The sequence below is a fragment of the Candidatus Planktophila versatilis genome (genome assembly GCF_002288105.1).
In the GTDB taxonomy this organism is placed as follows: domain Bacteria; phylum Actinomycetota; class Actinomycetes; order Nanopelagicales; family Nanopelagicaceae; genus Planktophila; species Planktophila versatilis.
On the sequence record NZ_CP016774.1, the window covers coordinates 697,606 to 719,470 of the forward strand.

Below are 21,865 nucleotides of genomic sequence, written 5' to 3' on the forward strand. Positions count from 1 at the left end.
GTCTTATGCCTCCACAGTAGTAGTTGAAGTATTTGCTCTCGCACCCTTGAGCCCGACGCTCTTAGGCGAGAAGCCCGAGAGCGGATGACCGGAGGCAAAGAAGTTGATACGCGCAATGAGTGTGACAAGCGGCTTGGTGAAGATGAAGACCACAATTAAGTCAACGAGCGTGGTGAGCCCCAATGTAAATGCGAAACCACGCACACCACCGACGGCAAAGAAATAGAGGAGGACTGCGGCAAGAATTGAGACCATGTCAGCCACGATGATTGTGTGACGTGCTCGCAGCCAACCCATATCGACTGCAGATCTCAGAGATCTTCCTTCTCTCGCTTCATCACGAACACGTTCGAAGAAGACGATAAATGAGTCGGCGGTAATTCCAATGGCAACAATGGCGCCAGCGATACCTGCCAGAGTTAATGTGAATCCGATTGCCTCACCCAGAACCAAGAAGAGTAAATAGACGAGCGCTGATGCAACGGCGAGTGAGCCAACAGTTACTAACCCAAGTGCTCGGTAATACAGAACTGAGAATATGACCACAAGAATCAGACCCAGTGCTCCAGCTAACAGACCAGCATCTAACTGATCAGAACCGAGCGTTGGAGAAACTTGTTGAACTTCACCGCGATCAAAGGCCAGCGGTAGCGCACCATATTTAAGAACGTTGGCAAGATCTTCTGCCTCTGTTTGGGTAAATGACCCGGTGATCTGCGCGTTACCCGAAGGAATCGCTTCATTGATCGATGGAGCTGAAACAACTAATCCGTCAAGCACGATTGCAACCTGATTTAAAGGTGAGGCAAGTGATGTAACGCGACCTGTGAGAGCACCGAATGCTGAAGTTCCTTCGCCGTTAAAGGAAAGTGATACAAACCATCCAGCTGACCCTTGCTGATCAATGCCTGCCGATGCCTTAGAAACCTGTTGTCCTAGCACTTCAGCTGGAGCAAGAATGTACTTACTTGCCCCTGTTCTTGAACACGCAACAATTGTTTCAGCAGGGGAATCTGCACCAGTTCCCTGTTGATTTTCCAACTTGGAACAATCAAGTGCGGCAAACTTTGCATTTAGTTCCGGTGTGACTCCTGCTGTGGGAGTGGCAGTGTCCAATCCACTTCCCGCTAAGCCGGATGATTCTGCAAGAACTTGTCTAAAACGAAGCTCTGCAGTTTGTCCAACCAAATCAACAACACGACGACCAGAATCTCCAGGAACGGAGATAACGATCTGGCGGTTAGTTCCGCTTCCCTGTGCTGTTACTTCAGACTCTGCGACACCAAGTGAGTTCACACGTTGGCGGATAATCGTGACTGCCTGATCAATTGCCGCCGATGTAATTTTATTTGAATCATTCGAAGCGCGAGGTTGCAGCGTGACACTTGTGCCACCGCGCAGATCAAGGCCTAGCTTGACCGAGGATGCGCCCTGAATCAGGGCTGTTCCTACGAGTCCGAGCAGAATGATTGCCAGCAGCGCTAAGGCTCGAGCAGGCCGACCTGAGGTCTTCACAGTTTTAGTAGGTGTGGACATAAGAGGAGAGTCTAGGCGTCAGGCGCTGGTGTGTCGAAAAGAGAAATCGTCCCAGCAGGGGGCGTGCGCCCCACATGCTGCCAACCCAGAGCCGTTGCAATTCGACCTCGCGGAGTCCTTGCCATAAAGCCATTTCTGACGAGGAACGGTTCGGCAACAGATTCCACTGTCTCAGTCTCTTCACCCACGGCAATTGCAAGAGTAGAGAGTCCAACCGGGCCACCAGCAAATCTTTCAATGAGTGCAAGGAGAACAGATCGATCTAATCGATCGAGCCCCTTCTCATCAACTTCATACATTTGCAGCGCTGCAGTTGCATCTGAGTGAATGATTTTTTCAGAACCTCGCACCTGGGCATAATCTCGCACTCTTCGCAGCAATCTATTTGCGATTCTGGGGGTGCCTCTGGATCTTCCGGCAATCTCTGAAACTGCCTTCACATCAATTTCAAGGCCAAGCAGCGATGCACTTCGCGAAATTACTTGGGCCAACTCAGATTCTTCATAGAAATCAAGGTGGGCGGTGAAACCGAAACGATCCCGCAATGGTGAAGTCAACAGACCTGCTCTAGTAGTGGCACCAACCAATGTGAAATGAGGGAGTTGCAACGGAATAGCCGTAGCTCCTGGACCTTTACCAACAACGATATCAACTCGGAAATCTTCCATCGCAAGATAGAGCAGCTCTTCAGCCGGGCGCGGAAGACGATGAATCTCATCAAGGAAAAGAATTTCTCCTTCAACCAAAGAGGAAAGAATTGCCGCTAAATCCCCCGCATGAGTAATTGCCGGGCCAGAGGTGATTCGAATCGGGGTCTGCATCTCACTCGCCAGAATCATGGCCAGCGTTGTCTTGCCAAGTCCGGGCGGACCCGAAAGCAGAATGTGATCTGCCGCAGATCCTCGCTTGCGGGCCGCACTAAGCAAAACATCAATTTGTTCGCGCACTCGGTGCTGACCGATGAAATCCTTTAGCGTCTTCGGACGTAGTGCGTGTTCGATTCCCGAGTCATCATTTGTGAGGTCTGGGTTCACAATCCGCTCACCACTATTACCTGGCTCGATATTCATTTAGGACCGTCGCCCTTGTGCCAAAGTAGCTTTCAGTAACTCAGATAAATCAAGGGAAGAAGCATCAACACCAGATTCGGCATACGTTGCCAAGACTTCATTAATTGCCGAGTCCGAATCTTTGGCACTAAATCCAAGTGAGACCAGTGCCGAAGTAAGTTGCTCGCGCCAAATAGGTTGATGGCTCTGCACGCGCTCGGCTCCGCCCAAATCAGAAATCTTCCCTTTGAGTTCCAGAATGAGTCTTTGTGCACCTTTGCGCCCGATTCCCGGAACCTTCTCTATCGCCTTGATATCTTCCTGCGCAATGGCTCGAGACAGAGAATCAGGGCTATGGGATCCCATGATTGCTAACGCAACCTTCGGTCCGATTCCAGAGACTGTCTGCACGAGTTCAAAGGTATTTCTACTTTCCTCATCAAGAAAACCAAAGAGAGTAAGTGAATCCTCCCGAACAACTAGGGAAGTAAATAGTTGAGTTGCCGCACCAAGATGAAGCTGCGCGCTGGTCGGCCCAGTGATGGAGACAGCTAGCCCAACTCCCCCCACTTCAATCACAGCCCGATCTGAATTAATTGACCGAACGATCCCGTTTACTAGTGAAATCATTTCTTCACCAACTTAGCGAGCCGGGATTTCTCAATTGCTACCGCTTCTGCAATTTTGGTATTTGCCCCACCTCGCCAGATATGACAGATCGCAAGGGCTAAGGCATCGGTGCTATCGACCGGCTTCGGGATTGACTCTAGATTAAGTAAGCGCTTAACCATCTCGGCGACCTGCACCTTATTTGCTCGTCCAGATCCGGTAACGGCAGCTTTCACTTCAGAGGGTGTATGCATCATCACTGGAATGTTTCTGCGCGCTGCAACTAAGAGCGCGATTCCGGCAGCTTGCGCGGTTCCCATCACGGTACGAACATTGTGTTGCGAAAAGACTCGCTCCACAGCAATCACGGTGGGTTTATGAAGAGCTATCCACTCCTCCAATTCACTTTCTAACTGAAGTAGCCGCAATTCAAGTGCGGCATCCGGTGGTGTAAGAATCACGCCGACACCAATTAATGTAAGTGGTGAACCAATTGCGCCTTCGACAACGCCCACGCCACAACGAGTCAGCCCAGGGTCCACCCCGAGTACTCGTTTATATATCTGGCTCATAACTTCTAAGCCTAGGTCAGCCCTACGACGACTTAAGAAAGGCTCGCCAAGACTTCATCTGAGACATCGAAATTGGAGTAGACGTTCTGCACATCATCTAACTCCTCAATCGCATCGATAAGTTCAAAGACCTTGGTAGCACCTTCGGCATCCAGAGGAATCTGCATCGACGGCAGGAAGGAAGAATCTGCTGATTCATAATCAATTCCGGCACTTTGCAGCGCAGTTCTAGCTGCTACGAGATCACTGGCTTCACAGACAACTTCAAATGATTCACCTAAATCATTCACATCTTCAACCCCAGCATCAAGTGCCGCTTCCAGAATTGAATCCTCGGTGACCCCGCCAGCCTTATTCACAATAATGACGCCTTTGCGATTAAACAGATATGCCACAGAACCAGGATCCGCCATGCTGCCGCCATTGCGAGTGACCGCAACGCGTACTTCAGAAGCTGCGCGATTTCGATTATCAGATAAACATTCAATCATGAGCGCAACGCCATTTGGCCCATAGCCCTCATACATAATCGTCTGCCAATCAGCGCCGCCAGATTCAAGGCCCGCGCCACGCTTAACCGCTCTATCAATATTATCTGCTGGCATTGAATTCTTCTTCGCCTTGGCAATTGCATCAAACAGGGTTGGGTTGCCTTCAACTTCCGGACCACCATTACGAGATGCGACTTCAATAGCCTTAATTAACTTGGCAAAATTCTTCGCCCGGCGGCTATCAATGATCGCCTTCTTATGCTTGGTCGTCGCCCATTTGGAATGGCCTGACATTGTCAACACCTCAATCGTTAATCAAGAGGCGATTACCTACGCCTCTAAGAGCCCAACTTTATCGCGGTTTACACATCTCATCAAAGAAGTAACGATGTATTTCCAGGTTACTCGTTAATTCTGGGTGGAAACTAGTCGCAAGGATTTTGCCTTCACGCACCGCAACCGCGTGCCCAGCAGCTTCCGCCAGAACCTGAACCCCAGGACCAGACTGCTCCACCCACGGCGCTCTGATAAAGACTGCGTTCATCTTCTTGCCATTGAACTCAATCTCTGATTCAAAGGAATCAACCTGCCTGCCAAAAGCATTTCGGCGCACCGTGATATCTAGACCTCCGAAAGTCTCTTGACCTTTTGCACCATCAAGAATGCGCTCGGCTAAGAGAATCATTCCAGCACATGATCCATACACTGGAAGCCCATCACCAATGCGCTTTCGGATGGGATTAAATAGTTCGAAAGTCTTGGCCAGATGAACAATGGTGGTGGACTCTCCCCCGGGCAAAATCAGCGCGTCAACACTTTCTAATTCAGATAAACGCCTTACTTCTATAGCTTCATGACCACATTGGGTTGTGGCAAGAATGTGCTCGCGGAAATCTCCTTGTAGAGCTAGCACGCCAACTTTCATAAACTTGCGTTAACTACCAACCACGATTTGCTAAACGATGTGGCACCGGAATATCTGCAACATTGATTCCGACCATTGCCTCGCCCAGACCGCGGGAAACTTCTGCCAAAACCTTTGCATCCTGATAGAACGTCGTTGCCTTCACACATGCTGCCGCGCGTTGTGCCGGATTTCCTGATTTGAAAATTCCAGATCCTACGAAGACGCCATCGGCGCCCATCTGCATCATGAGCGCAGCATCTGCCGGTGTTGCAATTCCACCAGCAGTAAAGAGCACAACCGGAAGTTTTCCAGTCTCAGCAACTTCCTTGACTAACGCATATGGTGCTTGCAACTCTTTAGCTGCAACATAGAGTTCATCTTCGCGTAGCGAAGAGAGTCGTCTAATTTCTGCGCCAATGCTGCGCATATGCATCATGGCATTTGAAACATCGCCAGTTCCGGCTTCACCCTTGGAACGGATCATGGCGGCACCTTCGTTAATACGACGAAGGGCTTCCCCTAAATTCGTTGCGCCACATACGAAAGGAATTTTGAAATTCCACTTATCAATATGGTTGGTGTAGTCAGCCGGGGTGAGAACTTCAGATTCATCGATGTAATCAACACCGAGACTTTCAATAATTTGAGCCTCCACGAAATGACCGATGCGAACCTTGGCCATCACAGGAATAGAGACAGCTGCTTGAATTGCTTCAATCATGTCCGGATCTGACATGCGTGCAACGCCACCTTGGGCGCGAATATCTGCCGGCACGCGTTCTAACGCCATCACTGCACATGCACCGGCATCTTCGGCAATCCTGGCTTGCTCAACATTGACGACGTCCATGATGACGCCACCCTTAAGCATTTCAGCCATGCCGCGCTTGACGCGTGCTGTGCCAGTTGTTTCAGACATTTATTAAAGCTCCTAGTTCAGTGCAGTATGTGCAGGAGAAGAGTCTACTTTGGAGTTACCGATGCTGCATCCGCGTTTGTGAGAGTGAAAACAGGTTCCCTATCTGTCAGGGCCACCCATATCTGCCCCTTTTCAAAGGTGATCTCTTCCCCACTCATGCTGAGCCAGCGAGTTCCCTCTTCGGCAGTGGGTCTGCTCCAGGTGGCTTTAATGGATTTACCGTTTCGCAGGATGTAACCGCTGCCACTCCCGACAGTCGTTGAAAGTGGAGTCACTTCTCCATTTTTGTCCTTATAGATTGAATCCGTAATTGAAACTAGTTGAATGACAAATGTAGAAGCACCAAGCCGAGTCCCATCTTCTGTGATGTTCGGCTCCTTTCGAAAATCTAAAAGCCAACGATTCTCCTTCTTAGACCATTGCACATCATAGGAACTAGCTGGCCAAGAAATCTGTGCAGTTGTAATTGCTACTCCTTCATCTGATACTTTTCCAAAATTCCAGCCCATGTTCTTTGATTGCGCAAAATCCAAGCCTCTGCTCTTTGCCAGTTCCAGCAATAGGTCTGCGCGCAGCACCATCGCATATGGCTGGGTGCGATTCGGATCTGTTGTGAAAATTGTCGGCGAGTTTCGTTGTGCCCCTAGGTCATGAAGATTTGCCGCCGCAATAATCGGAAGCATTTTGCTTTGCGCTCCACTATAAGCAAATCCCACTCGACCATACTGAGCAAGCAGTTCAACATCTGAAATGCGCGCCGAGCGAACTGGTCCAATTCGTGTGGGAATCTTTGATGAGAAAACTGCGGCAAGGCGGGTAGAGCCACCTTCAACTTGTTCGATGTAAACCAGATCAGCATCTTCTAAGCCAATCTGTGGATGAGCCATCGATGTGTCATCAATCTTCACAACAAGTACCGGACCATCAGCACCCACACGTCCACTAATTGAATTCTCGGCCGGAGCTTTGGAAAAAGGGCTTTTTACCTTAAAGAGTGAGTCAGGAGAAATGACGGAGGTGAGAACAACCGCGCACGATGCGATCACGAATATAACCGCAACTAAACGCTTAAAAAACATCGCCTTCAAATTCAAAAGTAACCGGCTCTGGCGCCGAACCTGCTAAACGAAAGAGTCGGATAAAGAGCTTCCTGCGCACCATCTGTGTTCTTGTCACAGACTCAACGTGTATGGCGATAGCAACTTTGATTTTCGCTGTCAGGTCTTTTAGTTCAAGTAAGAGCTCTTGCTCCAAAGGATTTTGAGTATCGGCAGAATTCTCAATCAGAATTCCTAGTGCGCCAGTCAGGCCAGTCTCGGCTTGTGAGCGATCTCGGACCGTTGCCTCACGTGCTTGGTGTGCGGCAAATGTCAGAAGTAGTGACGCTGCTGGATCAGAGATTTCAGAGCGGGCTATCTCAATGGCAACCGCAGCTCGGCGTTGCAGCAATCCATCAAGGTTGGCCCAACTGGTCTCAACCCGGTGATGTAAGCGATTAAGTCTTGTTGCCAGAAATGATAAGTACCAAGCGAAAATAGAGAGAAAGAAGAAGGCCAGGAGAAAGTTATTCATTGCTGCGACCTAGCAATCTATTCCAGGCACGATTATCGGAAGCAAGCGTTACTCCCCTTCCACCCACCATCGCCATTTCATACACATCGTAAATTCTCTCAGCAACAACGTCCCAGTCAAAACACTGGGCGTAGTCATGGCCTCTCTTTGCTATCGCACTTCGATGCGCCGGATCTTGCAGTAAAGCAATCGCCTTATCGGCCAAGTCGTGTGCATTTTCAGATTCAAAGAGAGTTCCATACTCTCCGCCACCAAGAAGTGAATCAAATGCTGGGATATCACTTGCTAGAACAGCGGCGCCAGCCGCAAGTGCTTCGGCCAAGATGATGCCAAAGGATTCTCCACCAGTGTTCGGAGCAACATAAATTCCCACAGATGCCATGAAGTTAGCTTTATCTGACTCGGAAATTGTTCCCAAGAATGTAAATCGGTTTCGCAGATGAGGTTCCAGCTTCTCTAGGAAACTCTCTGGGTCTCCTGGTCCTGCAATCAGAATGCGAATATCTGGGATTCGACTCAAAATCTGTGGCAACGCCTCAATCAGCACAGAGAGTCCTTTTCGATACTCTTCAAAACGTCCAATGAATCCAATGGTATTTCCCGACCATCGCGGATCCACTGTTGCATCTGCAAAACGAGCTGCATAGATGCCATTGGGGACAACCATGGCATCGGTATCAAGATGTATCCGTAACGTTTCACGCGCAGCCTCACTCACCGCGATACGTGCATTGAGTTTTTCAATCACCGGCTCCACAAAGGGCGTAATTGCAAAGGCAATCTTCTTTCGTGCGGAGGCTGCATGAAAGGTCCCCACCATCGGTCCTTCTGCTGCCCAACAAGCAAGAAGTGAAATCGATGGAATCGCAGGTTCATGAAGGTGTAAGACATCGAAGTTTCCATCTGCAATCCAGCTCTTCACCCGACTAAATGCAACGGGACCAAAGAGCAGACGAGCCACTGCTCCGTTATAGGCAATCGAAATGGGGCGACCGGCACTTGTGACATAGCTAGGCAGATTCTCATCACTTGATGATGGCGCTAATACCGAAACCGTATGGCCTTGTGCGATGAGATATTCAGCTAAGTCACCGATATGACTCTTGACTCCCCCGGGTGTATCCCACCCATAAGGACAGACGATGCCAATGCGCTTCTTGCTTAAGGGCATTAGCTGTTCTCCTTAAAATCTCCATCAGTCCAGATCCGTTGCAGCATATGCCAATCTTGCGGGTGCGCAGCAATTCCTTTTTCAAAGAGGCTCGCCATCCGTTGGGTCATCTGCGCCACACGTTCGGACTCACTTCCATCTTCTGACACATCTACCGATGTAAATTCAATATGGATTCCGTTTTGCGTATATGAAACGTGCGCAACCACAAGCGGTATTCCCGTCTTTATCGCGAGTAGCGCCGGACCTGCCGGCATCCGTGCCGGAAAGCCAAAGAAGTTCACGTCGATACCTGAAGCCGAGAGATCTCGATCTGCCACAAGTGCGATCAAGCGTTTCTCAAGGGCGCGTTTGATTAGGGTTGCAAAAGAACGCGAATCGATGGCGAGCACTTCAAAACCCATAGCTTGGCGATAGCGCAGGAACCTTTGAAAGAGCGCCTCTGGTTTTAGTCTTTCGGCAACAGTGACGAGCGGAATTCCAAGAGAGCAGAAATAAGCACCAGCATGATCCCAATTACCCGAATGAGGAAGCGCGATGACCACTCCTCGGCCCTCGCGCATGGGATCAAGGAGTAACTCACCTCGTGTGAGTGTGACCGACTCTTGTATTTGGGACGCTGACCAATCTTGAATTCGGAATGTGTCACACCAATAGCGAAGGTAGGAACTCATCGCTTGCCGTAGCAGCGCATCCATATCTGCTTCACTCAAGCCTGGTTTGATGCGACTTAAATTACTGCGAAGTCGCGCAACACCTTTTCCATCCCTTTTCACAAGATATTTCGCGAGTTTTTCAAATAAGCCGTAAGCCCACTTATGAGGAAGAACTCGAACGATTCTCCAGCCAGCAAAATATGCCAGCGCTGCCAACTTATCTATCACGAATCTGCAAGACCTTTACGGACCACCTGTAGGCGCTGAAACACCGTGACCAATCCCAATACCGCCAAGGTCCAAATTCCGATTGCCAGAATGTATGGAACACCTAACCCATGAAAACCAGCGGCCACCAGAATAATGACAAGTCGTTCGGTGCGCTCTGTGATTCCAACGCTGCAGGCAATGTTGAAACTCTCTGCCTTAGCTCGAATGTAAGGAATGAGTACTCCAGTTACCAAGGCAACAACTGCCGGGTATGCAAGAAGGTCTTCATCACGAATCAGTGGCAGCGCCAGGCTGATGACAATCGCACTATCTGTCACACGATCAATTGTTGAATCTAGGAATCCACCCCAGGCTGTTGCACCCTTATCTGAAATTCGAGCCATCGCACCATCAAAGAGATCACTCAAGGCGAAGACTGTAATCACGAGCGTTCCAACAAAATATTCTTCTTTGCTGTAGAAATATGCAGCTGAAATAATGAGACCTAGCGCACCTAAAATTGTTACAGAATTCGGTGTTAGGCCCACACGCAGGGCGGCTCTGGCCAACGGATTGATTAATCTGGTGACCGCAGGTTTCAGTGCGCTACTTATCATCAGGACCATCGTAGGCTTTCCCTCATGCCTTCACCTATTTCCCAAGCGGCCCGACGAATCCACGTATACGGCCACGTGTCGGGGGCCCCGCAGGCAATCGCCTCCGAATTTGGCGGCACCGTTTCTTCGGCACCAGAGCACGAATCTGACCTTGCCATATTCGTTATTAACCCAGCAGCCGGTATCGATGCCCCAACTATTGCACTGTGGGCAGCCCTAGACGAGATACAGATTCCACGACTTGTTCTCGTCAACGGGCTAGATGGGCAGGAGTTAGATTTTGAAGATGCCGTCATGGTAGCTAACCGTGTCTTTGATCAACTGGTTACTCCTTACCTAGTTCTTCACCACGATGATGGATCACCGGCGGCACTCATTCGCCTGCATGATTTAAGCATCATCGATTACTCAACTACACCAGCATCAGTGCGCGCTTGTGATCCCGAACATGAGGAGTTGGTCAAAGAATTTAGAGAAGAGTTCTTAGAACAGATGCAAGAGATGGATGATGGCGCATTCGCTGCTGGCATCTTATTTCCGGCCATTCCAATCAATCTCACCAACGGAATCGGCCTTGATATTGTGCACGACTACATTAAGTCATTACCAAGCAGCAGCTAGCTCATCTCGCGTAATAGTAAGTAGTTGCGGCATTACTTTCGTCTTTCCAATAATTGGCATGAAGTTAGCATCCCCTGACCAGCGAGGAACTATATGTTGATGGATATGCGCCGCCACACCAGCTCCCGAAATCGCACCTTGATTCATTCCTAAGTTAAATCCATCGGCCTTGGAAACTTTGCGCAAAGTATTCATCGCATGCGCACTGATATCGGTAATCTCATGGCGCTCTTCGGTGGTGAGTTCAGTGAGATCTGCGACGTGGCGATTGGCACAGACCAAGAGGTGTCCTGGGTTATATGGATAAAGGTTCATCACAACGTATGCACTCACACCCCTGTGAACAATCAAACCTTCTTCATCACTCAGAGATGGAATTCGGCAGAATGGGCACTCGACATCATTTCCATCTAGTGGACGATTTTCACCACGCAGATACTCCAGTCGGTGAGGCGCCCATAACCGTTGCCAGTCATCGGGCATGCCAACGCCATCAATATCACTCACTGCTATACCTGACGACGTTCTGCAATCGTTGCCAAAATCTCGGCAATTGCATCGGCAATCGGAACGCCATTTTTCTGATCTCCGTTGCGATATCTAAATGAGACCGCATTTGAATTCACATCTTCTTCGCCAGCGATGAGCATGTATGGAATCTTCTGCATCTGGGCATTGCGCACCTTCTTCTGCATGCGATCATCAGAGAGATCAATATCTGCGCGAATTCCGGCAGCCTTCATCGCATTTATCACCTTCACCAAGTGATCGTTAAAAGCTTCGGCAACCGGAATACCCATCACTTGCACGGGTGCCAGCCATGGTGGGAAAGCACCGGAATAGTGTTCGGTGAGAACTCCGAAGAATCTTTCAATGGAGCCAAAGAGCGCGCGGTGAATCATCACTGGGCGTTGCTTGCTGCCATCGGCTGCGGCAAATTCAAGATCAAATCGCTGTGGTAGTTGGAAATCAACTTGAATAGTGGACATCTGCCAGGTGCGACCTATCGCATCCTTTGCTTGCACCGAAATCTTAGGACCATAAAAAGCTGCTCCGCCGTCATCTAGAACTAGCTCGAGCCCCTGCTTCATCGCAGCTTCCCGCAGGGCCTCAGTTGCCTCATTCCAATCGGAATCCTCTCCCACTGATTTTTCAGGATTACGAGTTGAGAGTTCGAGATAGAAATCTGCGAGTCCATAATCACGAAGCAGATTGAGCACGAAGGTCAGAAGTGAATCGAGCTCACCAGCCATCTGCTCTTTCGTGCAGTAGATATGTGCATCATCTTGGGTAAAGCCGCGGGCGCGAGTGATGCCGTGTAATACACCAGATTTTTCATAACGATAGACAGTTCCGAACTCAAAGAGTCGAAGCGGTAGTTCGCGATAAGAGCGCTGACGAGATTGAAAGATCAAATTGTGGAAGGGGCAGTTCATCGGCTTCATGTAGTACTGCTGACCAGCACGCTTGATAGTTCCATCGGCATGGAGTTCTTCATCCATGATCATCGGTGGATACATTCCTTCGGAATACCAATCAAGGTGGCCTGATTTTTCAAAGAGCGCTGCCTTAGTTAAGTGCGGTGAGTAGACAAACTCATACTCTTCCTCCTCATGGCGCTTACGAGAGTAATCCTCCATCGCCCGGCGAATGATTCCGCCCTTAGGGTGAAAGACTGCAAGTCCAGAACCAATTTCTTCTGGAAATGAGAAGAGATCTAGCTCTTGGCCAAGACGACGATGATCACGCTTTTCCGCCTCTGCAAGTAACTCAAGATAGGCGGTCAGTTCATCTTGGGAAGGCCAAGCAGTTCCATAAATGCGTTGCAGCATTGGGTTCTTCTCCGAACCTCGCCAGTAGGCAGCTGCGCTGCGCATTAATTTAAAGGCCGGAATATGTTTAGTCGATGGCAGGTGCGGGCCGCGGCAGAGATCAGACCACACTGGCTGGCCATCGCGACCTAAGTTGTCATAAATCGTTAACTCGGTTCCGCCTACTTCCACACTTGTCTCATCAGTGCCGCCACCTTTGATGCCAATGAGTTCACACTTATATGGCTCATGAGAAAGTTCTTTCAGGGCATCTGATTCAGTAGTCACTCTGCGCTTAAATCTTTGACCTTCTTTAACAATCTTGCGCATAGCCGTTTCAATCTTTTCTAGATCATCTGGATTAAATGGGTTCTGCGGATCAAAGTCATAATAGAAACCATCGGTAATCGGCGGGCCAATTCCCAGCTTGGTATCTGCAAACACTTGCTGCACAGCTTGCGCCATCACGTGCGCGGTCGAGTGTCGGAGTACTGCAAGACCCTCTGGTGAAGAAATTGAGACCGATGTGACTACATCGCCATCGCTTAAATCTGTCCAGAGATCTTTGAGGGCGCCATTAATGGTGCAGACAACAATTTCCTTGTTCTCAGCAAATATTTGAGTGGGGCGCTGGTCACTTTCAATCGACCGCGATTGGCCATCGACGGTGACGTTGATCAGTGACATGGGCGTTAGCCTACCGAAACTGGTTGCAAGTGAGCGCGAATGAGGGCCTCGAGTTCACGCGATGATTGACCTATCTCCAATTTCATATCACCAATAAAGGCGATGGGTTGAGCGATACGAAGACTTGAAACCAGGAATCCTGATTGAATCTCGGGAACTTCCGAGATATGAATCGGGCGCACACTCACCCCGCACTCTTCAATAGCCAGTGCTCGCACAATGCCGGGCAATACCCCCGATGTAATGGGCGGTGTAACCCACGCTCCTTCGATGCGAAACACCAGGTTAGAAACCGCTGTCTCAGTAATCTCATTCTTAGCGTTAAAAAGGATGGAGTCATCGAATCCTTCGTCCCGTGCTGACTTAAGAATGGCAAAGCGATCATCGTATGGAAACTTCTTGTGGATGAAGCCAAGAACTGTTTCGCTATAGAAATTGAGATTACTCGGTGATTGCAGTTCTTCATATTCATCATGGCTTAGGTGAAAGAGATTATCTGCAAAGCACAACCGCAAGCGGCCTGTTTCAAACTTCTTTGCACTTAACACCTCAGAGAGTTTCACCCTAATGCTCTCTTCATCGGGAAGTGTGATCCCAAGCTCGAGAGCCGAATTAATGGCACGCCTCATATGTCGTGCCAGTGCAATAGGTTTACCATCAATTGTTTTGATTGTTTCAAAGATGCCAGGTGTGCGCGGGAAGCCATAGGAGTCAAGTTCAATTGTCATTGAAGCCTCCCCCTGCAATACTCAATAATCGATCTGCTTTCAACCGAGTCTCATCCCATTCGGCACTTGCGTCACTTGACCATGTAATTCCGGCACCAGTTCCAAAATGCAGCACATCCTTATTCGTTCTCCAGAAAGTTCTGATTCCGACTGCAATCTCAGCCTTATCCCCCTGCACCCATCCGATGGCCCCGCAATACGGGCCACGCAATACCTTCTCATGCGTGGCAATAATCCGTAGCGCTGAACTCTTTGGAGCACCACTAATTGACCCAGCGGGAGCTAGCGCCGCAAAGATCTCAGCCCATGTGTTCTTCGCATTCACACTTCCTGTCACATCTGAAACCAAATGACTGAGCCCTGGATGCTTTTCAATGCGAAAGAGTTCACTGACAGTCACACTTCCTGATTCACAAATCTTGCCAAAGTCATTGCGCATTAAATCCACAATCATCAAATTCTCAGCTTTATCTTTATCCCCGAAGGACTCTTGCTCCACCCGGATTGTTCCTTTAATGGGTGAGGTTGTGATCTGCGCTCCTATGCGAGAGATGAGTCTTTCCGGAGATGCGGAAGCGATCTCGACATCAGGTAGGCGCAGGTATTGTGCATAGGGCGCTGGGTTCTTGGCGATTAATTCCGAGAAAAGTCCTGCTAAATATTCAATCGGCTCCGCTAACTGATTGGTAAATTCATAACAGGCGTTGACCTGATAGACACCGCCGGCGGCGATCTCTTCTCTAATCTGATTGACATAAGTGATGTATTGATTACGGTCAACAGATGAGCGCCACGGGGTTGGTAATTGGCTCCATTCTGACTCTGGGAAGTTGGAGTCTTGCACGTGCCCAAAGCGCGCAAAGGTCATTTCTCCTTCGAATGTAACAAGAACGGCCCAGAAGTTTCCATCATTGAGCACTGATGGATCGTTGCTGATTTCCTCTAATTGGGTCGCAAGTCGTCCACCCATCCAGAATTGATTTTCAAGGCCATACACCTGGCTAAGGCTACGCACTTAGCGCGTATAAACAGTGCGAAATAATTGACGCTTTGGCACTTACCCCTGCTCTGCGCTAGATTTGCCCCTGCACAAAATGCGGACGTAGCGCAGCTGGTAGCGCGGAACCTTGCCAAGGTTCAGGTCGCGGGTTCGAACCCCGTCGTCCGCTCGGATTAACCGCCGCTTAGAATTAATTTTCAGGTGGCGGTTTCTCTATCGCGTCAACAGTTTGGTCGGATGGCCGAGAGGCGAGGCAAGGGACTGCAAATCCCTCTACACGGGTTCAAATCCCGTTCCGACCTCAAGTAAGAATAGAAACAGCACTACAACGGAGTAGATATGTCAGATTACGATTCAAGGCGACCTTGGGGTCGCTATGAGATCTTGCAGGACACTCCCACCTATAAGGTGAAATCAATCTGGGTAGAACCAGGCCATCGCCTCTCATTACAACGCCATCAAAAGCGGCAGGAGCATTGGTTCATCGTCTCTGGTGTTGCAGATGTGGTTCTGGGTGAAGAAAGCTTTAAGAAATACCCAGGTGAGACTGTAGATGTGCAGGTTGGCCAGCTCCACCGCATTGGTAACTCAGGCACGGAAGTAATGATCTTCATTGAAGTGCAGACCGGCACCTACTTCGGTGAAGATGATATTGAGCGTATTCAGGATGATTACGCCCGATAAATCACTCGGCTATACTTTCGCAAACAACTAAATACATACCGAAGATGTAAGACCCGGACGATTGGCTCAGCGGTAGAGCACCACATTGACATTGTGGGGGTCACTGGTTCGATCCCAGTATCGTCCACTGTTTTGAGCGTGAAATTCCAAGAGAGAAATTTTTCGTTTTTGGTTTTTCCATTTTTGCTTACTTTTTGCTAATCTCATGACATTACAATTAGACCAGCCTATTGGCTTGAATGTGGACATGCATGGAACGCGGATTTAACTAAGCCAAATGAAAATTGGATTGGTAAGACAGCGCTCTGCCCAGTTTGTGCGGTAGTGAGCCCGGTAAAGGAAAAGGTTGTTAACTCCCGTTAAAAACGGCTTTCTTGGTCTGCACTATTCACACGCGTAAGCGAAGGTTTACGTTACGGGGCTCACTGGTTTGATTCCAGTCTCGTCTTCCTATCGCGCGTTGTGAACTTCCAGCCAGGTCGAACGAACCTTGTCCATATCTCCTTCGCCCTTAATCAGCTGCAGGAATTCATTGAAGCTTTCACCGCCGTCTTCTAAGTGCACGGTGAGGTGGGTTCGATATTTAAGAAAAAACTCGATATTTGATTGCACAGTTTCTACATAGAAAGCCGCAAGATCTCGCTCCTGATCGGCTCTCCAATCCCCTGGCTTCATCAAAATTCCATGTGCAAAGGCGTTCATAATCGAAGCGCGATAAGAGCTGTTCTGCAGGCGATGATGAAAGCTATCTACTGTTGCATCGAAATCTCGAATGAGATTGACATAGAGAACATCGTCAGGAAATCGCTTAGCAAGATCTCCTGTAAACCAAATCAGTCGATTATCAGCTTCAATATGGTGTGCTGGATAGTCGAATCGTTTATCACCTAGATGAGCACTCAAAGATTCATGGGCTGCGGAGTAGTTAGTCAGATGCGATGAGGCCTCAATAAAAGTCTTCGAGCCCGATCTTCCCGGACTTAAGACGAAGATATTCTTAAAGCGCATGTTCAATCCTAAAACTAATGGTGTTGGAACTGATGAGGACTCGCCTAAGGATTTTTGATGCCCTTTTCATTGTTCCCAGATGCCAGAACGCAAAGTAGCATCTGATGGTGATTGCATTTCTCCCAGGCTTACTGACTGGCCTCTCTCTCATCATCGCCATCGGCGCCCAGAATGCTTTCGTCATCCGGCAAGGTTTAGCTAAATCCAATGTCCTGCTCGTGGTGGTTATTTGCGCAGCATCTGATGCACTGCTTATCTTCCTTGGCACGGGAGGACTTGGCGCCGTTATCCAATCGCAACCGCGCGCACTTGAGATCATTCGCTGGTTCGGCGTTGCCTACCTCACCTTCTTTGGACTCAACACACTGCGCAAGGTTTTCCGCCCCGGTGCTTTGAGTATTGAGGGCGAGACTTCAATTTCGCGCAAAGCTGCAATCGCTTCGGTGCTCGGTTTTACTTTTCTAAATCCTCATGTGTATCTGGATACCGTTATCTTGCTTGGAAGTATTTCAAACCAATTCCATAGCGATCGCTGGTATTTCGCACTCGGCGCCGCTATCGGCAGCATCCTCTGGTTCTCAGCCCTTGGTTTTGGAGCCCGCGCCGCCTCCCGTTTTATGACAAAGCTAATCTTTTGGAAGGTGCTTGATTACATTATTGCCAACGTGATGTTTGCGGTGGCGATCTTCCTTATCTTCTATGACTTTAAGGCTTAGCGCGCGAGATATAGAGAATTCCCGCAGCGACAATTGCTATACCGAGATAGCTCTGGAGAACAAGACTTTCGCCAATAACAACTGCGGCCAAGATGGTGGCAGTTGCAGGCTCTGCTAAGACCACGGTTGCGGCCGTACTTGAATCAATTTTTTTGAGCCCTGATGTGAAGAGAAAATAACCAATAGCTGTGGGCACAAGTCCTAACCAGAGAACTGATAGCCCACCCTTAGTTGTAAGAATCCACTCTGGATTTTGGGCAAAAAGAAATGGCACGGTAATGAGCGCTGCCACACCAAATGAAGTTGCGGTCAACCAAATATCTTGCGCCCCTGCCGCTAGAGATTTGCGACTAACGACATTAAAGACGGCAAAGCCAAACCCAGCGATGGCGGCCAAAAGAATCCCCAGTGGCTTAAATTCGGCAATACCGTTTGCTGTGCCAACCAAAATGATTCCAAGGATTGTCACCGATGTGCCCAGATACCAACTCTTGGAAGGTTTTTCTCCCATCACTAAATAGGCGACGATGGCCGAGAATGTGGGAACGCTACCGAGTGCGGTAACGGTGGAGATCGCAATGCCGGTGATGTGAACTGCGCTAAAAAAAGTGAGTTGATAGCCCGCCACGCCAAAGCCGCAGATCAATAAGTCTCGCCTAGACATACGAATACTTCCGCGCTGTGAGCGCTGGATGTAAGCAAAGGCAAAGAGAAAGAGTGAGCCGCAGAGAAGTCTGGCGGCGCCCACAGCCAGGGGTGAAATATCTGGAACGCCTAGCTGCTGAGTAGTACCTGTGGTTCCAAAACAGAGTGCGGATCCTAGGACTGCAAGAATTCCCATCCGCCTTGTTGAGGTGTTCACCTAGAAAGAATACTCGTAAGATTCGGCCATGACATTTACCGCCGTTAAGCCAAGTGATGCATCCCCATTCGGAAGTCCTATCCATGAGAATTCAGAAGCAGAAGTCCGTGCCTTGATTTCTAAAGCACAAGAACAGGCTCACACTCTGGCTAATCTTTCACCGGCCAAGTCAGCTGCCTTACTTCGGGAAATAGCAGATGCGATTGAATCTCAGCGAGCTGCGCTCATTGAAAGTGCATGTGCTGAGACAGCCCTACCTGAAGGTCGCATCGGCGGCGAGATAACTCGCACCACAGTGCAATTCAAACTCTTTGCAGATCTTGTTGAAACTGGACGGCACTTAAGAGTGGTCATCGATAAGGCCGATGCCAACTACTCCCCTGCTCCGCGCCCTGATCTTCGCCGACAGAACCAACCACTCGGAGTCGTTGCCATCTTTGCAGCGAGTAACTTCCCACTCGCCTTCTCTGTTGCTGGTGGAGATTCCGCCTCTGCCATCGCTTCCGGTAGCGCTGTGGTTGCAAAAGCTCATCCTTCACATCCAAATACCTGCGCGATTATTGAAGGTGCAGTAAAGAGCGCTCTGACTAAATCTGGTTTATCTACCGATCTCTTTGCAATCGTTCAGGGCACAAATCCTCAAATAACCCACTGGCTTGCTGGAGATCCCCGCATCAAAGCTGTCGGATTTACCGGCTCGGAAGCGGTGGGAAGAATCCTGCTCGATATTTCAGCCAAGCGGGAAGTGCCGATTCCTGTCTATGCCGAGATGGGAAGTCTTAATCCTGTCTTTGTGACAAGTGCTGCAATCGGCGAACGCTCGGAAGAGTTAGCCAAAGGCTTAGTTGATTCTGCTCTCCTTGGCTCTGGCCAGTTTTGCACCAAGCCGGGGCTCATCTTCATCCCTGATAACCAGAAGGAATTCCTTTTGCAGATCAGTGCCCACCTGGCAACGCTGCAAGTCGGACCACTTCTTTCTTCCTCCATCGCCAGCCGCTATGGGGCTGCTATTGCATCACTTGCACAAGCACCTAAAGTGCAAATCTTTTCTGCAAAAGCTACCGAGAATGGTTTTGGTGTTACACCCACCATCTTTGTGACCGACTGGTCAACTGCGCAATCGACTCAGGGGTTACTGGAAGAACACTTCGGTCCTACCACCGTGGTTATCACAGCAGCTGAAAAGGACTTCGTGAAGATCGCTGGCGAACTGCAAGGGCAGCTAACAGCCACCATTCATGGCAGTGCCTCTGATTCATTCACTGAGTTACTTTCAATCTTGGCTCAGAAAGCCGGCAGGGTTATCTGGAATGCATTTCCCACAGGCGTTGCCGTCACTGAGGCGATGCAGCACGGCGGGCAATGGCCAGCATCATCAACTCACACAACATCGGTTGGCATCGATGCCATCTATCGATTCATGCGCCCGGTCTCGTATCAATCATTTGCGCAGGCGGTATTGCCGCCAGCGCTCCAGGATGCCAATCCTTGGAAGGTTGAACAGCGAATTAACTAAACAATAAATCCGTTAGGAAATGGATCATTCTCATCCAACATCCAGGTTGATTCGCCCATAACCCAAGCACGGCCTGTGATCATCGGCACGATGGCATCGAAGTTACCGACCTTCGTGTGCTCTTTTACCCGTCCTTCAAAGTGGGAACCAATCCATGATTCATTGATTAGTACATCGCCATCGTTAAATTCACCACGAGCCACCATTTGCGCTAACCGGGCAGAAGTTCCAGTTCCACAGGGTGAACGATCAAACCAACCAGGATGAATTGCCATCGCATTGCGCCAATGCAGCGGGCCTTGGCCACCAGGAGTTATGAAATCAATGTGATGACAGATTGCAATATCAGGGTTCTCCGGATGGACCGGTCTATTTTGTTCGTTGATCGCATTAGATATTTGCAAGCCCAAATCTAAGAACTTCTGCCCATTCTCACGTTCGAATTCAATATCTACTCGCTCGATCGGAACTATGGCATAGAAGTTTCCACCATAGGCCATGTCATATTTGAGCTTACCCAGCCCTGGAACATCTACCTCTTGATCAAGGGCGTAGGAGAAGGAAGGAACATTTGTCATAGTGACATTCTTAGCTCTGCCATCTTCGATGGCGACATCAACGACGACTAAGCCAGCCGGGGTATCAAGTCGAATTGTTGTCACCGGTTCCACAATCTTTACTAACTTCTTCTCCACCAGCGCCGTTGCCACACCAATTGTTCCGTGGCCACACATCGGAAGGCAGCCGGAGACCTCAATGTAGATAACGCCCCAATCTGCATCAGGTCGAGTTGGTTTTTGTAATATCGCACCGCTCATAGCGCTATGGCCACGAGGTTCAAACATCAACCATTGACGCCAGTAATCCATATGTTCCATGAAATGAAGACGCTTCTCAAACATGGTCGCCCCTGGTATTTCACCAATTCCAGAGGTCACAACACGAGTTGGCATGCCTTCGGTATGTGTCTCCACTGTGGTGACCGTACGAAGGCTCTTCATTTATAAGACTCAGCGACTCTTAAAGTATGCGAGAGCTACATCCATCTCACGACGAATCTGCTCTTGCTCATGCTTCGGTAGCGGCAATCGAGGAAGTCGTGTTGGTCCGCCATATCGACCGACATGATCCATTCCCAACTTGATCGCCTGGATAAATTCCTTCTTTGAATCCCAGTGGAAGACATCGTGTAAAGCTGCATACATCGGCGCCGCTTCGGTGAACTTGCCCGCTATCGCCAAGTTATAGAGCTCCATAGATTCTTTCGGCAACGCATTAGGAAAACCGGCAATCCAGCCGGCGATGCCCGCGGTGGCAAGCTCTAGAAGCACATCATCGGCTCCAACAATGACTTCAATTCTAGGCGCAAGCCTTTTTATCTGCCAGATTCTTCGCACATCTCCAGAAAACTCCTTGATAGCAACAACCTCAGGAACTTCATCTGCAATTCTGGCGACCAGCTTTGGCGTGAGATCAACTTTGGTGTCGAACGGATTGTTATAGGCAATGATCGGCATGCCAACCACGGCGACAGCTTTGTAATGAGCGATGACTTCATCATCAGATGCACGATAGGCATTGGGTGGAAGCAGCATGACCGCACCGGCTCCTGCCTTCTGCGCGTGCTCTGCCCACTTTCGGGACTCACTCGCACCGTATGCAGCAACACCTGGAACCACGTTGAACCCTTTAGGCGCAGCCGCGATAGCAACTTCCAACATCTTTGCTCGCTCTTCTGGGGTGAGCACTTGGTATTCACCTAGAGACCCGTTAGGAATAACACCATGAGTTCCATTTTCGGCAAGCCAGGCAACGTGCTCTGCATACTTGTCATAGTCGACCGAGAGATCGGATTTAAAAGGTGTTGCTGTGGCTGTGAGAACGCCGTTCCATGGTTTCGTCATGGGAGAAAGTTATCTCCTA

At 49.4% G+C, this 21,865-nt stretch carries 24 protein-coding genes and 3 tRNA genes; 7 read left to right on the plus strand and 20 right to left on the minus strand.

Features of this window, described 5'->3' with window-relative positions:
* Positions 1-3: 3 nt before the first annotated feature.
* The 12 genes from secD to pgsA are packed head-to-tail and all read right to left on the minus strand — an operon-like array spanning position 4 to position 10,309.
* Positions 4-1,536: a protein translocase subunit SecD gene (gene secD / locus A1sIA79_RS03530; RefSeq protein WP_095674850.1), complete on the minus strand. Its 1,533-nt coding sequence runs from the start codon at positions 1,534-1,536 to the stop codon at positions 4-6.
* 11 nt (positions 1,537-1,547) lie between these two features.
* Positions 1,548-2,606, minus strand: a complete 1,059-nt coding sequence (ruvB, locus tag A1sIA79_RS03535; RefSeq protein WP_095674851.1) for a Holliday junction branch migration DNA helicase RuvB — start codon at positions 2,604-2,606, stop codon at positions 1,548-1,550.
* On the minus strand, positions 2,607-3,215 hold the full coding sequence (ruvA, locus tag A1sIA79_RS03540) for a Holliday junction branch migration protein RuvA (RefSeq protein ID WP_095674852.1): 609 nt from the start codon (positions 3,213-3,215) through the stop codon (positions 2,607-2,609).
* A complete protein-coding gene (gene ruvC, locus A1sIA79_RS03545) occupies positions 3,212-3,766 on the minus strand; it encodes a crossover junction endodeoxyribonuclease RuvC (protein ID WP_095674853.1) in 555 nt (184 codons plus the stop codon). Before ruvC ends, ruvA begins: the two co-directional genes overlap by 4 nt.
* A gap of 32 nt (positions 3,767-3,798) precedes the next feature.
* Positions 3,799-4,551: a YebC/PmpR family DNA-binding transcriptional regulator gene (locus tag A1sIA79_RS03550; protein ID WP_095674854.1), complete on the minus strand. Its 753-nt coding sequence runs from the start codon at positions 4,549-4,551 to the stop codon at positions 3,799-3,801.
* Positions 4,552-4,609: 58 nt separating this feature from the next.
* The gene (gene pdxT, locus A1sIA79_RS03555) at positions 4,610-5,182 is read right to left on the minus strand and encodes a pyridoxal 5'-phosphate synthase glutaminase subunit PdxT (protein WP_095674855.1); all 573 of its coding nucleotides are present in this window, start codon (positions 5,180-5,182) and stop codon (positions 4,610-4,612) included.
* 13 nt (positions 5,183-5,195) lie between these two features.
* Positions 5,196-6,083: a pyridoxal 5'-phosphate synthase lyase subunit PdxS gene (gene pdxS / locus A1sIA79_RS03560; protein WP_095674856.1), complete on the minus strand. Its 888-nt coding sequence runs from the start codon at positions 6,081-6,083 to the stop codon at positions 5,196-5,198.
* A 44-nt stretch (positions 6,084-6,127) separates the two neighbouring features.
* Positions 6,128-7,162, minus strand: coding sequence for a DUF3048 domain-containing protein (locus A1sIA79_RS03565; protein WP_095674857.1), 1,035 nt, complete (start codon positions 7,160-7,162; stop codon positions 6,128-6,130).
* Positions 7,152-7,655, minus strand: coding sequence for a LemA family protein (locus A1sIA79_RS03570; RefSeq protein ID WP_095674858.1), 504 nt, complete (start codon positions 7,653-7,655; stop codon positions 7,152-7,154). The genes A1sIA79_RS03565 and A1sIA79_RS03570 overlap by 11 nt, the downstream gene beginning before the upstream one ends.
* Positions 7,648-8,826, minus strand: a complete 1,179-nt coding sequence (locus A1sIA79_RS03575; RefSeq protein WP_095674859.1) for a glycosyltransferase family 4 protein — start codon at positions 8,824-8,826, stop codon at positions 7,648-7,650. Before A1sIA79_RS03575 ends, A1sIA79_RS03570 begins: the two co-directional genes overlap by 8 nt.
* Positions 8,826-9,710 carry a phosphatidylinositol mannoside acyltransferase gene (locus A1sIA79_RS03580; RefSeq protein WP_095674860.1) on the minus strand — a complete coding sequence of 295 codons (885 nt, stop codon included), beginning with the start codon at positions 9,708-9,710 and terminating at the stop codon, positions 8,826-8,828. Before A1sIA79_RS03580 ends, A1sIA79_RS03575 begins: the two co-directional genes overlap by 1 nt.
* On the minus strand, positions 9,707-10,309 hold the full coding sequence (gene pgsA / locus A1sIA79_RS03585) for a phosphatidylinositol phosphate synthase (RefSeq protein ID WP_095674861.1): 603 nt from the start codon (positions 10,307-10,309) through the stop codon (positions 9,707-9,709). The genes A1sIA79_RS03580 and pgsA overlap by 4 nt, the downstream gene beginning before the upstream one ends.
* A gap of 24 nt (positions 10,310-10,333) precedes the next feature.
* Between pgsA and A1sIA79_RS03590 the strand changes: the two genes are divergently transcribed.
* Positions 10,334-10,930, plus strand: a complete 597-nt coding sequence (locus A1sIA79_RS03590) for a P-loop NTPase family protein (protein WP_095674862.1) — start codon at positions 10,334-10,336, stop codon at positions 10,928-10,930.
* Here the strand turns inward: A1sIA79_RS03590 and A1sIA79_RS03595 are convergent.
* The 4 genes from A1sIA79_RS03595 to A1sIA79_RS03610 are packed head-to-tail and all read right to left on the minus strand — an operon-like array spanning position 10,913 to position 15,171.
* The gene (locus A1sIA79_RS03595) at positions 10,913-11,413 is read right to left on the minus strand and encodes an HIT family protein (RefSeq protein ID WP_095675485.1); all 501 of its coding nucleotides are present in this window, start codon (positions 11,411-11,413) and stop codon (positions 10,913-10,915) included. The genes A1sIA79_RS03590 and A1sIA79_RS03595 overlap by 18 nt on opposite strands.
* A gap of 26 nt (positions 11,414-11,439) precedes the next feature.
* Positions 11,440-13,428, minus strand: a complete 1,989-nt coding sequence (gene thrS / locus A1sIA79_RS03600; RefSeq protein WP_095674863.1) for a threonine--tRNA ligase — start codon at positions 13,426-13,428, stop codon at positions 11,440-11,442.
* Between the two features lie 5 nt (positions 13,429-13,433).
* Positions 13,434-14,156: an aminotransferase class IV gene (locus A1sIA79_RS03605; RefSeq protein ID WP_095674864.1), complete on the minus strand. Its 723-nt coding sequence runs from the start codon at positions 14,154-14,156 to the stop codon at positions 13,434-13,436.
* On the minus strand, positions 14,146-15,171 hold the full coding sequence (locus A1sIA79_RS03610; protein ID WP_223298314.1) for a chorismate-binding protein: 1,026 nt from the start codon (positions 15,169-15,171) through the stop codon (positions 14,146-14,148). The genes A1sIA79_RS03605 and A1sIA79_RS03610 overlap by 11 nt, the downstream gene beginning before the upstream one ends.
* Positions 15,172-15,252: 81 nt before the next feature.
* Here A1sIA79_RS03610 and A1sIA79_RS03615 point away from each other — a divergent pair.
* The 4 genes from A1sIA79_RS03615 (at position 15,253) to A1sIA79_RS03630 (ending at position 15,967) form a co-directional block, all read left to right on the plus strand.
* Positions 15,253-15,325, plus strand: a tRNA-Gly gene (locus A1sIA79_RS03615).
* Between the two features lie 62 nt (positions 15,326-15,387).
* Positions 15,388-15,458 (plus strand) — tRNA-Cys (locus A1sIA79_RS03620).
* 37 nt (positions 15,459-15,495) lie between these two features.
* Positions 15,496-15,840 carry a phosphomannose isomerase type II C-terminal cupin domain gene (locus A1sIA79_RS03625; protein ID WP_095674865.1) on the plus strand — a complete coding sequence of 115 codons (345 nt, stop codon included), beginning with the start codon at positions 15,496-15,498 and terminating at the stop codon, positions 15,838-15,840.
* 55 nt (positions 15,841-15,895) lie between these two features.
* Positions 15,896-15,967 (plus strand) — tRNA-Val (locus tag A1sIA79_RS03630).
* A 323-nt stretch (positions 15,968-16,290) separates the two neighbouring features.
* Here the strand turns inward: A1sIA79_RS03630 and A1sIA79_RS03635 are convergent.
* Positions 16,291-16,848 (minus strand): hypothetical protein, encoded by a 558-nt coding sequence (locus A1sIA79_RS03635; protein WP_095674866.1) that lies wholly within the window; start codon positions 16,846-16,848, stop codon positions 16,291-16,293.
* Between the two features lie 104 nt (positions 16,849-16,952).
* Here A1sIA79_RS03635 and A1sIA79_RS03640 point away from each other — a divergent pair, with 104 nt between their 5' ends.
* Entirely contained in the window at positions 16,953-17,564 is a 612-nt protein-coding gene (locus tag A1sIA79_RS03640; protein ID WP_095674867.1) for a LysE/ArgO family amino acid transporter, read from the plus strand.
* Here A1sIA79_RS03640 and A1sIA79_RS03645 read toward each other — a convergent pair.
* On the minus strand, positions 17,554-18,426 hold the full coding sequence (locus A1sIA79_RS03645) for a DMT family transporter (protein WP_125918787.1): 873 nt from the start codon (positions 18,424-18,426) through the stop codon (positions 17,554-17,556). The genes A1sIA79_RS03640 and A1sIA79_RS03645 overlap by 11 nt on opposite strands.
* 28 nt (positions 18,427-18,454) lie before the next feature.
* Here A1sIA79_RS03645 and A1sIA79_RS03650 point away from each other — a divergent pair, with 28 nt between their 5' ends.
* Positions 18,455-19,942, plus strand: coding sequence for an aldehyde dehydrogenase (NADP(+)) (locus A1sIA79_RS03650; protein ID WP_095674869.1), 1,488 nt, complete (start codon positions 18,455-18,457; stop codon positions 19,940-19,942).
* On the opposite strand, the gene A1sIA79_RS03655 is transcribed toward A1sIA79_RS03650, so the two are convergent.
* A complete protein-coding gene (locus A1sIA79_RS03655; RefSeq protein ID WP_095674870.1) occupies positions 19,939-20,943 on the minus strand; it encodes a proline racemase family protein in 1,005 nt (334 codons plus the stop codon). The genes A1sIA79_RS03650 and A1sIA79_RS03655 overlap by 4 nt on opposite strands.
* A gap of 9 nt (positions 20,944-20,952) precedes the next feature.
* Positions 20,953-21,846, minus strand: coding sequence for a dihydrodipicolinate synthase family protein (locus A1sIA79_RS03660; RefSeq protein ID WP_095674871.1), 894 nt, complete (start codon positions 21,844-21,846; stop codon positions 20,953-20,955).
* Between the last annotated feature and the right edge of the window lie 19 nt (positions 21,847-21,865).

Bases quoted from the DNA above. Each gene is read 5' to 3' on its own strand.
- ruvA (WP_095674852.1), bottom strand. From the start codon at position 3,215: ATGATTTCACTAGTAAACGGGATCGTTCGGTCAATTAATTCAGATCGG.
- ruvB (WP_095674851.1), bottom strand. From the start codon at position 2,606: ATGAATATCGAGCCAGGTAATAGTGGTGAGCGGATTGTGAACCCAGAC.
- A1sIA79_RS03635 (WP_095674866.1), bottom strand. From the start codon at position 16,848: ATGCGCTTTAAGAATATCTTCGTCTTAAGTCCGGGAAGATCGGGCTCG.
- A1sIA79_RS03565 (WP_095674857.1), bottom strand. From the start codon at position 7,162: ATGTTTTTTAAGCGTTTAGTTGCGGTTATATTCGTGATCGCATCGTGC.
- A1sIA79_RS03625 (WP_095674865.1), top strand. From the start codon at position 15,496: ATGTCAGATTACGATTCAAGGCGACCTTGGGGTCGCTATGAGATCTTG.
- A1sIA79_RS03660 (WP_095674871.1), bottom strand. From the start codon at position 21,846: ATGACGAAACCATGGAACGGCGTTCTCACAGCCACAGCAACACCTTTT.
- A1sIA79_RS03590 (WP_095674862.1), top strand. From the start codon at position 10,334: ATGCCTTCACCTATTTCCCAAGCGGCCCGACGAATCCACGTATACGGC.
- A1sIA79_RS03650 (WP_095674869.1), top strand. From the start codon at position 18,455: ATGACATTTACCGCCGTTAAGCCAAGTGATGCATCCCCATTCGGAAGT.
- ruvC (WP_095674853.1), bottom strand. From the start codon at position 3,766: ATGAGCCAGATATATAAACGAGTACTCGGGGTGGACCCTGGGCTGACT.
- pdxS (WP_095674856.1), bottom strand. From the start codon at position 6,083: ATGTCTGAAACAACTGGCACAGCACGCGTCAAGCGCGGCATGGCTGAA.
- pgsA (WP_095674861.1), bottom strand. From the start codon at position 10,309: ATGATAAGTAGCGCACTGAAACCTGCGGTCACCAGATTAATCAATCCG.
- secD (WP_095674850.1), bottom strand. From the start codon at position 1,536: ATGTCCACACCTACTAAAACTGTGAAGACCTCAGGTCGGCCTGCTCGA.
- A1sIA79_RS03550 (WP_095674854.1), bottom strand. From the start codon at position 4,551: ATGTCAGGCCATTCCAAATGGGCGACGACCAAGCATAAGAAGGCGATC.
- A1sIA79_RS03595 (WP_095675485.1), bottom strand. From the start codon at position 11,413: ATGCCCGATGACTGGCAACGGTTATGGGCGCCTCACCGACTGGAGTAT.
- A1sIA79_RS03655 (WP_095674870.1), bottom strand. From the start codon at position 20,943: ATGAAGAGCCTTCGTACGGTCACCACAGTGGAGACACATACCGAAGGC.
- A1sIA79_RS03605 (WP_095674864.1), bottom strand. From the start codon at position 14,156: ATGACAATTGAACTTGACTCCTATGGCTTCCCGCGCACACCTGGCATC.
- A1sIA79_RS03640 (WP_095674867.1), top strand. From the start codon at position 16,953: ATGGTGATTGCATTTCTCCCAGGCTTACTGACTGGCCTCTCTCTCATC.
- A1sIA79_RS03575 (WP_095674859.1), bottom strand. From the start codon at position 8,826: ATGCCCTTAAGCAAGAAGCGCATTGGCATCGTCTGTCCTTATGGGTGG.
- thrS (WP_095674863.1), bottom strand. From the start codon at position 13,428: ATGTCACTGATCAACGTCACCGTCGATGGCCAATCGCGGTCGATTGAA.
- pdxT (WP_095674855.1), bottom strand. From the start codon at position 5,182: ATGAAAGTTGGCGTGCTAGCTCTACAAGGAGATTTCCGCGAGCACATT.
- A1sIA79_RS03570 (WP_095674858.1), bottom strand. From the start codon at position 7,655: ATGAATAACTTTCTCCTGGCCTTCTTCTTTCTCTCTATTTTCGCTTGG.